This is a genomic window from Nonomuraea sp. NPDC005983 (assembly GCF_040614375.1).
GTDB lineage: Bacteria > Actinomycetota > Actinomycetes > Streptosporangiales > Streptosporangiaceae > Nonomuraea.
In genome coordinates, this window is sequence record NZ_JBEXUP010000205.1 from 1 (window position 1) to 12,679 (window position 12,679).

A 12,679-nucleotide genomic window follows, 5' to 3' on the forward strand; every position below is an offset into this window, starting at 1 on the left:
AAATACACCCACCGCACAGACTTCGTATTATTTGCAGCTATGTTTTATATGCTGCCGCCATCTCACAGCCCCCGGGCCAGCGCGGGCGCGCCCCCCCCGGGCCCGTCGAGGGTCATCCTGATGTTCCTCCTGGGGGACGGGGCGTCGAGCGGTTGCGCGGCCTCCATCCGCTGGGGCGTCCAGTACTGCAGCACGGCCCGTTGCTCGGACGTGGTGTCGGCGGCCGCCCGCTGGGCGGGTCTGGGCGCCGCCTGGGCCTGCCCCGCGCTGAACAGGACGCTGCCCGCGCAGAGCATGACGACGGGGAGCAGAACGAGTCTGCGGTGCATGACGTACCTCCCGAAACCGGATCTGAGCTTGGAAGGTAGCGGCACCAATATCCAGATTTCTCAAGATTTGCGCATACGGATATAGCGATATTCCGGCATAAATCGACTTTGCTCTCTGGCGTCACAGAGGTTGCGGAATTTCGGGGCCGCGCTCGGCGGGGCCGGTGCCCGGCCGCAACCCGCAGCGGGGACAATGGACGAGTGCATGCAGATTCCCTCCGCTCGGTCGTCCTGCTCGGCTCCACCGGCTCCGTCGGCACCCAGGCCCTCGACGTCATCGCCGCCAGCCCCGGGAGGTTCAGGGTCGCCGGGCTCGCCGCGGGGGGCGGCAAGGTGGAGTTGCTGGCCAGACAGGCGGCCGACTTCGGCGTCCCGTGCGTGGCCGTGGCCGATCCGGCGGCCGTCCCCGCGCTGAAGGAGGCGCTGGCGGCGCACGGCGTGAGCCCCGAGATCCTCGCGGGGCCCGAGGGCGTCGCGGAGGTGGCGGGGCGGCCGTGCGACATGGTGCTCAACGGCATCACCGGAGCGCTCGGGCTGACGTCCACGCTGGTCGCGCTGGAGGCGGGCCGCACGCTCGCGCTCGCCAACAAGGAGTCGCTGATCATCGGCGGGCCCCTGGTGAAACGGCTGGCCAAGCCGGGGCAGATCCTGCCGGTCGACTCCGAGCACTCGGCGGTGCAGCAGTGCCTGTGGGCGTCCGGCCCCGGCGGCTACGACCCCGCGGCGGTCAGGCAGTTGGTCATCACGGCCAGCGGCGGGCCGTTCAGAGGCATGAAGCGCACCGAGATGGCCGACGTCACACCCGAGATGGCGCTGGCGCACCCCACCTGGTCGATGGGGCCGATGATCACGATCAACTCGGCCACGCTGGTCAACAAGGGGCTGGAGGTCATCGAGGCGCACCTGCTGTTCGACCTCGGCTTCGACCGCATCGAGGTCGTGGTGCACCCGCAGTCGATCATCCACTCCATGGTCGAGTACGTCGACGGCTCCACCGTCGCCCAGGCCAGCCCGCCCGACATGCGGCTGCCGATCGCCCTGGCCCTCGGCTACCCCGAGCGCATCGCCGGCGCCGCCCGTCCCATCGACTGGGCCCGCGCCCACACCTGGACCTTCGAGCCGCTCGACGACGAGGCGTTCCCCTCGGTGGCGCTGGCCAGGCACGTCGGCTCGGCCGGCGGCACCGCGCCCGCCGTCTACAACGCGGCGAACGAGGCGTGCCTCGACGCCTTCATCCGTGGCGAGCTGCCGTTCCTCGGCATCGTCGACACCGTCGCCAAGGTCGTCGAGGAGCACGACGTCACCCCTGCCGGGTCGGTGGAGGAGGTGCTCGCCGCCGATGCCTGGGCCCGCACCCGCGCGTCCGAACTCGCCGCCGGGCAGTCTCGCTAGCTACCTAAACTGGTTACCGTCGTCGAAATACAAGGGTTGACATGTCTTCTGTAGCACTCGGCATTCCCGCGGTCCGTCCCAAGCCACTCGCCGAACGCCGGCACTCCCGGCAGATCATGGTCGGCAGTGTGCCGGTGGGCGGCGACGCGCCCGTCTCCGTGCAGTCGATGACCACCACGGTCACCGCTGACGTCAACGCCACCTTGCAGCAGATCGCGGAGCTGACCGCATCGGGGTGCCAGATCGTCCGGGTGGCGGTGCCGTCGCAGGACGACGCCGACGCGCTGCCGATCATCGCCAAGAAGTCGCAGATCCCCGTCATCGCCGACATCCACTTCCAGCCGAAGTACGTCTTCGCGGCCATCGAGGCCGGATGCGCGGCCGTGCGGGTCAACCCCGGCAACATCAAGAAATTCGACGACAAGGTGGGCGAGATCGCCAAGGCCGCGGCCGAGCACGGCGTGCCCATCCGCATCGGGGTGAACGCCGGCTCGCTCGACCCCCGGCTGCTGCAGAAGTACGGCAAGGCGACCCCCGAGGCGCTGGTCGAGTCGGCGCTGTGGGAGTGCTCGCTCTTCGAGGAGCACGGCTTCCGCGACATCAAGATCTCGGTCAAGCACAACGACCCCGTTGTCATGATCAATGCCTACCGCCTGCTGGCGGCCCGCTGCGACTACCCGCTGCACCTGGGCGTGACGGAGGCGGGCCCCGCCTTCCAGGGCACCATCAAGTCGGCGGTCGCGTTCGGCGCGCTGCTGGCCGAGGGCATCGGCGACACGATCCGCGTCTCCCTGTCGGCCCCGCCGGTGGAGGAGGTCAAGGTCGGCACCCAGATCCTGGAGTCGCTCGGGCTCAGGGAGCGCGGCCTGGAGATCGTGTCCTGCCCGTCGTGCGGGCGCGCCCAGGTCGACGTCTACACGCTGGCGGAGCAGGTCCAGGCCGGGCTGGAGGGGCTGAAGGTGCCGCTGCGGGTCGCGGTGATGGGCTGCGTGGTGAACGGCCCTGGCGAGGCCCGCGAGGCCGACCTCGGCGTGGCCTCGGGCAACGGTAAGGGGCAGATCTTCGTCAAGGGCGAGGTCATCAAGACCGTCCCCGAGTCGCAGATCGTCGAGACCCTGATCGAGGAGGCGCTGCGGATCGCCGAGGAGATGGGCGTGGACGTCGACCTCGAGGACGACGCCCCCGGCGTCGAGGTCACGGTGAGCTGACCCGCTCCGGCGCCGACAGCAGAGGTCACCTGCCCCCGCACAGGGGCGGTGGCCTCTCGTCGTGACGGCGAGCAAAGCTCTGCTCACGAATCGGTAAGCATTTGCCTATGCGCTACGTCACCACCCGATCACCCACGGCACTATTACCCGAGCTATGAATTGAGGAGGTCGGGTGAAGCGGGTCGTTGGGATCGTGACCGGCGTGGTGATGCTGGCCGTCGGAGCCGTGCAGGGCGACGGTGCCGCCGCGGCGCGAAGTACCACGGGCACCGGCCCGGAGGTCACCTGGCAGCCGTGTCCCACGAAGACGGGCTCCGCCAAGGCGTCCGGGGCCGCGACTCCGCCCGCCCCGGTGGACATCGAGTGCGGGTCCGTACGGGTGCCGCTCGACTACCGGGAGCCGATGGGGCAGTCGATCAAGATCGCGGTCAACCGGATCAAGGCGAAGGTGCCGCACGACGGGAACTACCTCGGGCCCCTGCTGGTCAACCCGGGCGGCCCCGGCGCGTCTGGGCAGTCCCTGGCCGAGTTCGTGGCCGAGATGCTCCCGGCCAAGCTCGCCGAGAGGTACGACATCATCGGGTTCGACCCGCGCGGGGTCGGCAAGAGCGAGCCGGCCATGCACTGCATGGACGCGGAGCGCTTCTACGCCGCCCCCCGTCACGACGAGGTGCCGCGGACCCGGCGCGACGAGCGCGTCCTGCTCGACCGGGCCAAGCAGTACGCCGACAAGTGCGGCAACCTGTGGGCGTGGCTGCTGCCCCACATGAGCACCGAGAACTCCGCCAGGGACATGGACTCCATCCGGCAGGCCCTGGGCGAGCCGCAGATCAGCTTCTTCGGCTACTCCTACGGCACCTACCTGGGCGCCGTGTACTCGACGCTCTTCCCGGACCGGATCAAGCGCCTGGTGATGGACAGCTCGGTCGATCCCAGCGGGGTCTGGTACAAGGCCAACCTGGCGCAGAACCTCGCCTTCGACCGCAGGCACCGCAACTTCCTCGCGTGGACGGCCAAGAACAACGCCGTCTACAAGCTCGGCGACACCGTCAAGGAGACCTCGTTCGCCTGGTACGCGATGCGCTCCCGCCTGCGCGACCGTCCGGCGGCCGGGGTCGTGGGCCCGAGCGAGCTCGACGACGCCTTCACCGTCGGCGGCTACACCGACGGGGCCTGGCCCGACCTGGCCGCCGCCTGGTCGGCCTACGTGCGCAAGGGCGACGGGAAAGCCCTCGTGAACGTCTTCAACAAGTACGGCAAGCCCGACGCCCAGGGCGAGAACGGCTACGCCGTCTACCTCGCCGTGCAGTGCCGCGACGCGCGCTGGCCGCGTGACTGGGCCAAGTGGCGCGAGGACATGTCCAGGGTCAACCGCAAGGCGCCGTTCATGACCTGGCCGAACGCCTGGTACAACGCGCCGTGCCTGTTCTGGTCCGTGCCCGGTGGCACGCCGGTGCAGGTGAGCGGGGCGCAGAACCTGCCGCCGATTTTGATGATCCAGTCGAAGGGCGACGCCGCGACGCCGTACCAGGGAGCTCTGGAGATGCGCAACCGGTTCCCCACCGCGCGCATGGTCGTCGAGGCGGGCGGCAACCACGGCGTGTCGCTGAACGGCAACCAGTGCGTCGACAAGTACCTGGTCAACTACCTCACCGACGGCAGCGTGCCGGCCAAGGGGGCGACCTGCGCGGCGAATGACGCACCCCAGACGGCGCCGCGAATGGCCTCGAAACAGACGCAGGATCACGAATGACGTACCGTGCGCCCCAGCAGATGAGCTAATCGGTGGTCGTTCGCGTAGTCTGACCATGTGATGCTGCGTACATCAGTGTCGCGCGTGCTCGACGACAGCGACCGGGACGAAGTGCTCGCCCTACTCGACACCGATCCGGTCACCAACGTCTTCGTCGCCTCGCGGGTGCGGACCGTGGGTCTGAACCCTGCGAGGCTAGGCGGGCAGATGTGGGGGTTCGGGTCGCGCGGCGGGCTCGTCTCGCTCTGTTACGCCGGCGCGAACATGGTGCCGGTCAACGCCGGTCCCGAAGCCGTGCACGCCTTCGCCGACCGCGCCCGCAAGCAGGGCCGCCGTTGCTCGTCCATCGTGGGGCCCGCTGAGGCGGTCTCGCTGCTGTGGGAGCGGCTGGAGCCGCACTGGGGCAGGGCCCGGGCGATCCGCTGGGCGCAGCCGCTGATGTCCACCGCGCAGAAGCCGCCGGTCGCCGCCGACCCGCTGGTGCGGCGGGTCAGGCCGGACGAGTTCGACATCCTCCTTCCGGCCTGCGTCGCGATGTTCACCGAGGAGGTGGGCATCTCACCCAACCTCGGCGACGGCGGCGCCCTCTACCGCACCAGGGTCGCCGAGCTGATCCGCATCGGCAGGTCCTACGCCCGCATCGACGGCGGGCGCGTGGTGTTCAAGGCGGAGATCGGCGCCGTCACCCCGCAGGCGTGCCAGATCCAGGGCGTCTGGGTGGCCCCCGACCTGCGCGGGCAGGGGCACGCGGTGGCGGGCATGGCCGCGGTCGTGGAGGCCGCGCTGGCCGCGTTCGCGCCGGTGGTCTCGCTCTACGTCAACGACTTCAACCACTCGGCGCGGGCCGTCTACCGGAAGGTGGGCTTCCACGAGGTCGACACCTTCATGTCCGTGCTGTTCTAGCCGGTACGTGCTCAGAGGCGTACCAGCTTGGTGAAGAGCCGGGCCAGCTCGCTGTCAGGGTCGGCGGTGAGGCCCGCGTGCACCGGGCCCGTCTGGACGATCGTGCTGCGGGGCGCCGTCAGCCAGCGGAACCTGCCGCCCAGCGACTCCCTGGCCAGCGGGCCTGCCTGCGTGCCGCAGGCCAGCTCGTAGGCGTCCAGCGCCCGGCGGACGCTGTCGATGTCCGCGTCGGGGTCCAGCGCGCGCAGCCGGGCAGCGTCCAGCTCGACGCGGGCGCACAGGTAGTCGCGGGGCTGGCAGTACAGCAGGACGCCCGCGTTGATCAGCTCGCCGCGCTCGACCTTCGGCACCACGCGGATCACCGCGTACTCGTAGACGTCCCTGCTCACTGGGCGCCTCCCTTCCGGGGCCCGGAGCCGGTCGCCGGGGTGCGAGCCGGCACCCCGGTGAGCCACTCGCGTGGGCCGTGCGCGCGGCTCAGCAGGTGGTCGACGTAGGCGTCGCGGACGGCCTGCGGCGAGTCGAAGCCCGGCTCGTCGTCGAGCCACACGTCCGGCACCAGGGCGGTCACCGTCTGGAGCAGCTCCGGGGTGATCCGCGCCGCCAGCTCGTCGCCCGCCGCGTGGACGTCCGTGGCGAACGGCGCCAGGACGTGGTCGCCGACGTCGAACGGCCGTTGCGGGTCGGCCGTCTTCCAGTTGTAGTGGAACCAGAGGGACGCGCCATGGTCGATCAGCCAGACGTCGCGGTGCCAGACCAGGAGGTTGGGGTTGCGCCAGCTCCGGTCGATGTTGTGGATCAGCCCGTCGAACCACACCACCCTGGACGCGAACCCCTCGTCGGGAGCCCAGGTGAGCGGCTCGAAGCCGAGTGCGCCGGGGAGGAAGTCGACGGCGAGGTTCAGGCCGACGCTCGCCTTGAGCAGGTCCTGGACCTCCTCGTCGGGCTCGCGGACGCTGAGCTGGGCGTCGAGCTCGATCAGCTTCAGCTCGGGGGTGCGCAGGCCGAGCCGCCTGCCCAGCTCGCCCGCGATGATCTCGGCCACCAGGACGCGGCGGCCCTGCCCGGCCTCACGGAACTTCACCACGTAGGTGCCCAGGTCGTCGGCCTCTACCACCCCTGGCAGCGACCCGCCCTCCCTGAGCGGCGTCACATACCGCGTCGCCGTAATCTCTCCCAGCACGCCCATGAGGGTATCCGGTCTGTGTTGCGTGAGTGATCCGCGGCTGTGTTCGGCGTTTGTGGCCCTTCCTTTTTGTACGGCTTCGCATGGGTTGCCCGGTCCGCCGTCGTTGGCGGGCGTCACATCTTTGCGATGACCTCCTCGGCGAAGCGCTCCATGGTGGCGATCTTGAGTGCCAGGCTCCCCTCGCCGTACCGGGCCTTCTCCTCCGGAGTGGCCAGCCACCACGGGGCGGCCATCGTGCCGGTGACCCCCTTGGCGGCCAGGCGGCGATAGGTGCCGGCGTCCGGCATGGCGGCCAGCGGGGCGATGATCTCGAAGTCTCCCGTCCTGCCGTGCCGGTCCAGCAGGGCGCGTAACGTGGCGAGCACCTCGTCCAGTTGCTCCTCCGTGTAGATGCGGTTGCCGATCCAGCCGTCGCCCAGCCGGGCGGCCCGTTTCAGCGCCGCCTCGCTGTCGCCGCCGACGAGCACGGGGATCGGCTCGGCGGGAGTCGGCGCGATGGACAGTTCGGGGAGGCCGTCGAGCGTGATCACACGTCCCGACCACAGCTCGCGCAGCACCGGGATCATCTCGTTGAGCCGCCGCCCCCGGGTGTGGAAGTCCTGGCCGGTGGCCGTGAACTCCTCCTCGCACCAGCCGACGCCCACGCCGAACGTGACCCGGTCGCCCGAGAGCACCGCCGCCGTGGACACCTGCTTGGCCACGGTGAACAGGTCGCGGGCGGGGGCGATGTAGACGTTCGGGGCGAAGCGCAGCGTGCTGGTCACCGAGGACATCGCGCCGATCGTCACCCACACGTCCGGCCAGTGCGTGGCGGCGTCCCAGCGGGGCTTGCCCGACCGTGAGTACGGGTACGGCGTCCGGAAGTCCGCGTAGAAGAGGTGGTCGGAGAGCGTGAGCGTGTCGAAGCCGAACCGTTCGGCGGCCCTGGCGAGCTCTACGAACTGGTCGGTGTCCGCGAACGACGCGCCAAGCCAGAATCTCACTGGAACTCCGGGATGACCTTGGTGGCGAACAGTTCCAGGTTGCGCTTGACCGTGTCGAGCGGCAGCACTCCCTGCTGGCCCTGCATGTAGAGGCCGAACCACTCCAGGTGCGGCATCCGGTCGAGCATGCGCTGGATGCCGCGCTTGACGTCGTCGGGGGTGCCGAACAGGGCCATCTCGACGTCGTTCATCCGCTTGGCGTCGCCCTTCTCGGGGGAGATGGGCTGGTGCTTCTCGTCCTCCTTCTTGCGGAGCACCTCCAGGTAGCCGAAAGGGCCGAAGAAAGCGGCGAAGTCCTTGGGGATGCTCCGGCCGAAGGTGTTGATCGCCTCCTCGGTCGTGTCGGCGATGCCGACGATCTTCAGGATGCCGGTGTGCTCGCCGAGCTTGTACTCGCGACCCTGCCTGGCGGACTCCTCCTGGTAGAGCTTGGCCTTGGCGGCGTGGTCGTCGGGGTTGGGGGTGAACATCCAGGGCAGGATGTTCTCCTGCGCGGCCCTGATCACCGAGCGGTCGGAGATCGTGAACGGCTGCCAGAGCTCCGGGTGCGGGTTCTGGTACGGCCGGGGGCAGACGGAGACGGCCTGGATCTTCCCGTCCTCCGACACCTCGCCGGGCGCACCGAACGTCCGCGTCCATTCCAGCGCGGGCCAGCCCTCGATGCCGTCGTAGGGGTAGGGCACCTCGTAGTCGAGCACGTCGGACTTGTAGCGGATGGTCTCCTGCGTCCACGCCATCTTCATGATCTTCAGGACCTCGCCGAAGACGTCGAAGTTGCGCGTGTCGGTGGCGGAGCCGTCGGAGCGGGCGGCCGCCGCGTGCCAGCGCTGGCCCAGGACGTTCATCCACCGGTTCTGGTAGCCCCTCGCCACGCCGAGCCGCAGCCGTCCCTTGCAGAACTGGTCGAGCAGTGCCACGTCCTCGGCGGCCCTGATCGGGTCCCAGGCGGGCAGGACCATGCCGAGCGGCGCGAGCAGGATGCGTTCGGTCCTGGCGGCGAGGTCGGTGAGGAACATCAGCGGGTTGACCGAGAACTCCATGCCTTCGGAGTGGAAGTGGTGCTCGGTCATCATCAGCGCGTCGAACCCGATCTGGTCGGCGTGCACGGCGATCTCCCGCACCTCGTGCAGCAGCCGCTGGTACGACTCCGTGTCACGCCCGATGGGACGCCTGGCCCTGGCGTTCTCCTCGGCGGCGTATCCGGAGCCGGGGATCTGCGGATTCAGGAAAATGGAAAACTTCACCGGGAGACCTCTTTCCGCGGGGCGTTTCTCTGTGCGGCAAGCTACTCTAGAAATGTTAGCCGAGCAATCGCTTGGTTGATAAGAGGAGGGGGTCGCATGCGGCTGGGCGTCACGATGTTCACCACGGACCTGAGCATGCCGGTCGCCGACCTGGCCAGAGCCGCCGAGGAACGCGGGTTCGCCTCGCTCTACGTCCCCGAGCACACGCACATCCCGGTCTCGCGCCGCACTCCGCCCCCGGGCGGGCAGGACGTCCTTCCCGAGGAGTACAAGCGCACGCTCGATCCGCTGGTGACCCTGTCGTTCGCCGCCGCCGCGACCGAGCGGCTGACCGTCGGCACCGGAGTCCTGCTCGCCGCCCAGCGCGACCCCATCGTGACCGCCAAGGCCATCGCCACCCTCGACCACCTGTCGGGCGGACGGGTGGTGGTCGGCGTCGGGTTCGGCTGGAACGTCGAGGAGATCGCCAACCACGGCGTCGCCTACCGGACGCGCCGGGACGTCACGCGGCTCCACGTGCTCGCCATGCGGGCGCTGTGGCGCGACGAGGTGGCCGAGTTCGACGGGTTCGAGCCGTCCTGGTCGTGGCCGAAGCCGGTCTCCGGGCCGCCCGTGTACCTCGGCGGCGCGGCCGGCCCGAAACTGTTCGCGCACATCGCCGAGTACGGCGACGGCTGGATGCCGATCGGCGGCCGGGGCATCAGGGCCGCCCTGCCCGCCCTGGCGGAGGCGTGCGAGAAGGCCGGGCGGCCGATGGCCCGGGTCATCCCGTTCGGGACGCTGCCGACCAGGGAGAAGCTCGACTACTACGCCGGGCTCGGCATCGAGGAGGCGGTGGCCACGCTGCCCAGCGGCCCGCCCGACGCCGTGCTCTCACTCCTGGACGAGTACGCCCGCCTCCTCTGATCCCTGCCATAATCGCGTCCTATGCCTGAGCTCCGCGTCGACGACCCACGCAGGCTCGGGCCGTACCGGCTGTCAGGGCGGCTCGGCCAGGGCGGGCAGGGCGTCGTCTACCTCGGCCACGCGCACAACGCGACACCGGTGGCGATCAAGCTGCTGCACACCAGCATGGCCGCCGACCCCGCCGTGCGGCGCAGGTTCCTCGGCGAGGCGGAGGCGGTGCGCCGGGTGGCGCCGTTCTGCACGGCCCAGCTGCTCGACGCGCAACTGGAGGGCGACCGGCCGTACCTGGTCAGCGAGTACGTCGACGGGCCGTCGCTCAGAGAACATGTGATCACGAGCGGGCCGCGCACCGGGGGCTCGCTGGATCGCCTGGCGATCGGCACCGCGACCGCCCTCGGGGCCATCCACCGGGCGGGCGTCGTGCACCGCGACTTCAAGCCGGGCAACGTGCTGCTCGGCCTCGACGGGCCGCGCGTGATCGACTTCGGCGTGTCCCGGCTGACGGACACGACGGCCACCACCGGCCGGATCCCCGTCGGCACTCCCGCCTACCTGTCGCCCGAGCGCATCAAGGGCGAACCCGCCGGGCCGCCCGCCGACCTGTACGCCTGGGCGCTGACGGTCGCCTACACCGCCACCGGCAGGCACGCCTTCACGGCCGACACCGCCCAGGAGGTGCTGGCCAGGATCCTGTACGGCAGTCCGGACCTCGGGGCGCTGCCCGGCCGGCTCCGCGAGATCGTCGACGCCTGCCTCGCGCCCGAGCCCGGCGACCGGCCGGACGCCGAGGAGGTGCTGCGGCTGCTGCTGGGCCAGCAGGCGGGGAGCGACGTGTTGTCCTCGGGCGCAAGGGTGGCCGTCACCCGACCCGACGGCACCGGCGCGACCCCCGCCTGGACCGGCGGCGTCGGGGCCGTCATCGCGGCGACCGGCCCGGGAGGTGAGGCGGCGTCGGGGACGATCACATCTCCCGGCGCGGACCCGCAGTCCACGAGGGGTGACTCCGCGGGTGTCCGGCCCCGGAGGCGGCTGCGCTGGTGGCAGGTGGCCGTCGCCGTCGCCGGAGTCGCCATGGGCGCGGCCGGGTTCGTCCTCTGGCTCAGGGGCGCGCAGAGCCCCGGCCTGGACGGGACGTGGACCGGATCGGCCGAACACCCCACCGCCGGGCGCGTCTTCCCCGTCGAGATCCACCTCGACCGCGGCGGCACGTCCAGCATGCGGTGGGGGGCGGACCTGCACTGCTCGGGCCGGCTCGGCCCCACCAGCAGCGAGCTGGTGTTCACGCTCGGCCAGGTGAGCGGAGATCAGTGCTACCCGGGCACCCTCCGGATGCTCCCGTCGGCCGACTCGAACCAGGTGGTCATCAAGGTGACGCGGCAAGGTGACGGGGAAGTCACCTATTCGGGCAAGGTCTCACGCTCCTCCTGACCTCGAGTGTCACGGTCAGGCGGCGATTGGCCGCGAAAGCCCCCGCCACAGTTGACCTTTGGGCTTCCCTTGCTTTCAGTGGAAGGTGAAGATGGGGTGGCGGCGAGGGGAGGCGCCCCGTGCCAACGGCGCAGCCGCTCAGAACGGGGGACCCGCAGCGACTCGGAGCCTACGAGTTGCGCGGGCGGCTGGGTGAGGGCGGCCAGGGCGTGGTGTTCCTCGGCACGAGTGCCGGGGAGAGCTACGCGGTCAAACTGCTGCACGGGCCCGTGGGCGACGAACGGGCCGCGTTCCTGCGCGAGGTGGAACTGGCCAAGCACGTCGCGCGGTTCTGCACGGCCCAGGTGATCGACGCCGGGTTCGACGAGGGCCGGGCGTACATCGTCAGCGAGTACGTCGACGGGCCCTCGTTGGCGCGGGAGGTCGTGCTGACGGGTCCGCGCCGGGCGGGCGCGCTGGAGCGGCTGGCGGTCGGCACCGCGACGGCGCTGGCGGCGATCCACCGGGCCGGGATCGTCCACAGGGACTTCAAGCCGCAGAACGTGCTGCTCGGCGCCGACGGGCCGCGCGTGATCGACTTCGGGCTGGCCAGGGCGCTCGACGCGGCGGCGACCGTGAGCGGGCGCGGGGTGGGCACCCCCGCCTACATGGCGCCCGAGCAGATCACCGCGTCGGCGGTGACCGGGGCGGCCGACGTGTTCTCCTGGGGCGCCACGATGTGCTTCGCGGCCAACGCGTCCGCGCCGTTCGGGCAGGACTCGGTCGCGCCCGTGCTGCACCGCATCCTCACGGCGCCGCCCGCTCTGGGACGGCTCGACGGGCAACTGCGTGAGCTGGTGGAGTCCTGCCTGGACAAGGACGCCCGCAACCGGCCCACCAGCAGGGAGCTGCTGCTGGCGCTGCTGGGCGGCTCCGAGGGCGTGCCGGCCGAGGTGCTGCGCTCGCCTCCGCCGCACATCGTGCGCGCGGACCCCTTCCCGCCGCCGCTGTCCATCCCGGCGCAGCGCGACCGGCGGTTCGGGGCCGAGTCCGAGGTCCGGCACGACGAGGAGGGCGGCGCGGCGTCGCCGTCGCGGGGACAGGAGCGGTTCGGGAACGGTCCTGAGGCGCCGTCCCGGTGGGATGGGCGGTTCGGGGCCGGTCCCGCGTCCAGCTCGGCGCCCGTCGCCCGGCCCGAGGCGACGGGCGCGGCCGCCGGCTACCAACTGCCCCTCTCGCAGCCCGCCCCGGCGCAGTCCCCGGCTCAGTCACAGGACCCGCCGTGGCCGCCCGCCCCCGGCGGCGGGGACGACGGAGCAGGCGACGGCAGGGGCCGCGCCTGGAGGCGGGCGGGCCTCGCCGCCG

General features: G+C 70.9%; 12 protein-coding genes. 7 read left to right on the forward strand and 5 right to left on the reverse strand.

Going from position 1 to position 12,679, the window contains the following annotated elements; all coding sequences use genetic code 11:
* Positions 1 to 62: 62 nt before the first annotated feature.
* Positions 63 to 329, reverse strand: a complete 267-nt coding sequence (locus ABZ297_RS43700; RefSeq protein WP_355359440.1) for a hypothetical protein — start codon at positions 327 to 329, stop codon at positions 63 to 65.
* 201 nt (positions 330 to 530) lie between these two features.
* Here ABZ297_RS43700 and dxr point away from each other — a divergent pair, with 201 nt between their 5' ends.
* The 4 genes from dxr to ABZ297_RS43720 all read left to right on the forward strand — a co-directional run bounded on the left by dxr (position 531) and on the right by ABZ297_RS43720 (position 5,585).
* The gene (gene dxr / locus ABZ297_RS43705) at positions 531 to 1,721 is read left to right on the forward strand and encodes a 1-deoxy-D-xylulose-5-phosphate reductoisomerase (RefSeq protein WP_355359443.1); all 1,191 of its coding nucleotides are present in this window, start codon (positions 531 to 533) and stop codon (positions 1,719 to 1,721) included.
* Positions 1,722 to 1,762: 41 nt separating this feature from the next.
* On the forward strand, positions 1,763 to 2,929 hold the full coding sequence (ispG, locus tag ABZ297_RS43710; protein ID WP_350805199.1) for a flavodoxin-dependent (E)-4-hydroxy-3-methylbut-2-enyl-diphosphate synthase: 1,167 nt from the start codon (positions 1,763 to 1,765) through the stop codon (positions 2,927 to 2,929).
* Positions 2,930 to 3,101: 172 nt separating this feature from the next.
* Positions 3,102 to 4,682 (forward strand): alpha/beta hydrolase, encoded by a 1,581-nt coding sequence (locus ABZ297_RS43715; RefSeq protein ID WP_355359446.1) that lies wholly within the window; start codon positions 3,102 to 3,104, stop codon positions 4,680 to 4,682.
* 60 nt (positions 4,683 to 4,742) lie between these two features.
* Positions 4,743 to 5,585, forward strand: a complete 843-nt coding sequence (locus tag ABZ297_RS43720) for a GNAT family N-acetyltransferase (protein ID WP_355359470.1) — start codon at positions 4,743 to 4,745, stop codon at positions 5,583 to 5,585.
* A gap of 11 nt (positions 5,586 to 5,596) precedes the next feature.
* On the opposite strand, the gene ABZ297_RS43725 is transcribed toward ABZ297_RS43720, so the two are convergent.
* The 4 genes from ABZ297_RS43725 to ABZ297_RS43740 form a co-directional block, all read right to left on the reverse strand.
* Positions 5,597 to 5,974, reverse strand: a complete 378-nt coding sequence (locus tag ABZ297_RS43725) for a DUF3037 domain-containing protein (RefSeq protein ID WP_355359449.1) — start codon at positions 5,972 to 5,974, stop codon at positions 5,597 to 5,599.
* Positions 5,971 to 6,768 (reverse strand): HipA family kinase, encoded by a 798-nt coding sequence (locus ABZ297_RS43730; protein WP_355359452.1) that lies wholly within the window; start codon positions 6,766 to 6,768, stop codon positions 5,971 to 5,973. The genes ABZ297_RS43725 and ABZ297_RS43730 overlap by 4 nt, the downstream gene beginning before the upstream one ends.
* Positions 6,769 to 6,887: 119 nt before the next feature.
* Entirely contained in the window at positions 6,888 to 7,757 is an 870-nt protein-coding gene (locus ABZ297_RS43735; protein ID WP_355359455.1) for a TIGR03619 family F420-dependent LLM class oxidoreductase, read from the reverse strand.
* A complete protein-coding gene (locus tag ABZ297_RS43740) occupies positions 7,754 to 9,001 on the reverse strand; it encodes an LLM class flavin-dependent oxidoreductase (RefSeq protein WP_355359458.1) in 1,248 nt (415 codons plus the stop codon). The genes ABZ297_RS43735 and ABZ297_RS43740 overlap by 4 nt, the downstream gene beginning before the upstream one ends.
* A gap of 96 nt (positions 9,002 to 9,097) precedes the next feature.
* Here ABZ297_RS43740 and ABZ297_RS43745 point away from each other — a divergent pair, with 96 nt between their 5' ends.
* The 3 genes from ABZ297_RS43745 to ABZ297_RS43755 form a co-directional block, all read left to right on the forward strand.
* On the forward strand, positions 9,098 to 9,907 hold the full coding sequence (locus tag ABZ297_RS43745; protein ID WP_355359461.1) for a TIGR03619 family F420-dependent LLM class oxidoreductase: 810 nt from the start codon (positions 9,098 to 9,100) through the stop codon (positions 9,905 to 9,907).
* Positions 9,908 to 9,928: 21 nt separating this feature from the next.
* Positions 9,929 to 11,335 (forward strand): serine/threonine-protein kinase, encoded by a 1,407-nt coding sequence (locus ABZ297_RS43750; RefSeq protein ID WP_355359464.1) that lies wholly within the window; start codon positions 9,929 to 9,931, stop codon positions 11,333 to 11,335.
* A gap of 119 nt (positions 11,336 to 11,454) precedes the next feature.
* The coding region (locus ABZ297_RS43755) for a serine/threonine-protein kinase (protein WP_355359467.1) at positions 11,455 to 12,679 on the forward strand (1,225 nt) is incomplete at its 3' end.

Excerpts from the sequence above, each read along its gene's own strand:
- ispG (WP_350805199.1), top strand. The coding sequence starts at position 1,763 with ATGTCTTCTGTAGCACTCGGCATTCCCGCGGTCCGTCCCAAGCCACTC.
- ABZ297_RS43700 (WP_355359440.1), bottom strand. The coding sequence starts at position 329 with ATGCACCGCAGACTCGTTCTGCTCCCCGTCGTCATGCTCTGCGCGGGC.
- ABZ297_RS43720 (WP_355359470.1), top strand. The coding sequence starts at position 4,743 with ATGCTGCGTACATCAGTGTCGCGCGTGCTCGACGACAGCGACCGGGAC.
- ABZ297_RS43745 (WP_355359461.1), top strand. The coding sequence starts at position 9,098 with ATGCGGCTGGGCGTCACGATGTTCACCACGGACCTGAGCATGCCGGTC.
- ABZ297_RS43750 (WP_355359464.1), top strand. The coding sequence starts at position 9,929 with ATGCCTGAGCTCCGCGTCGACGACCCACGCAGGCTCGGGCCGTACCGG.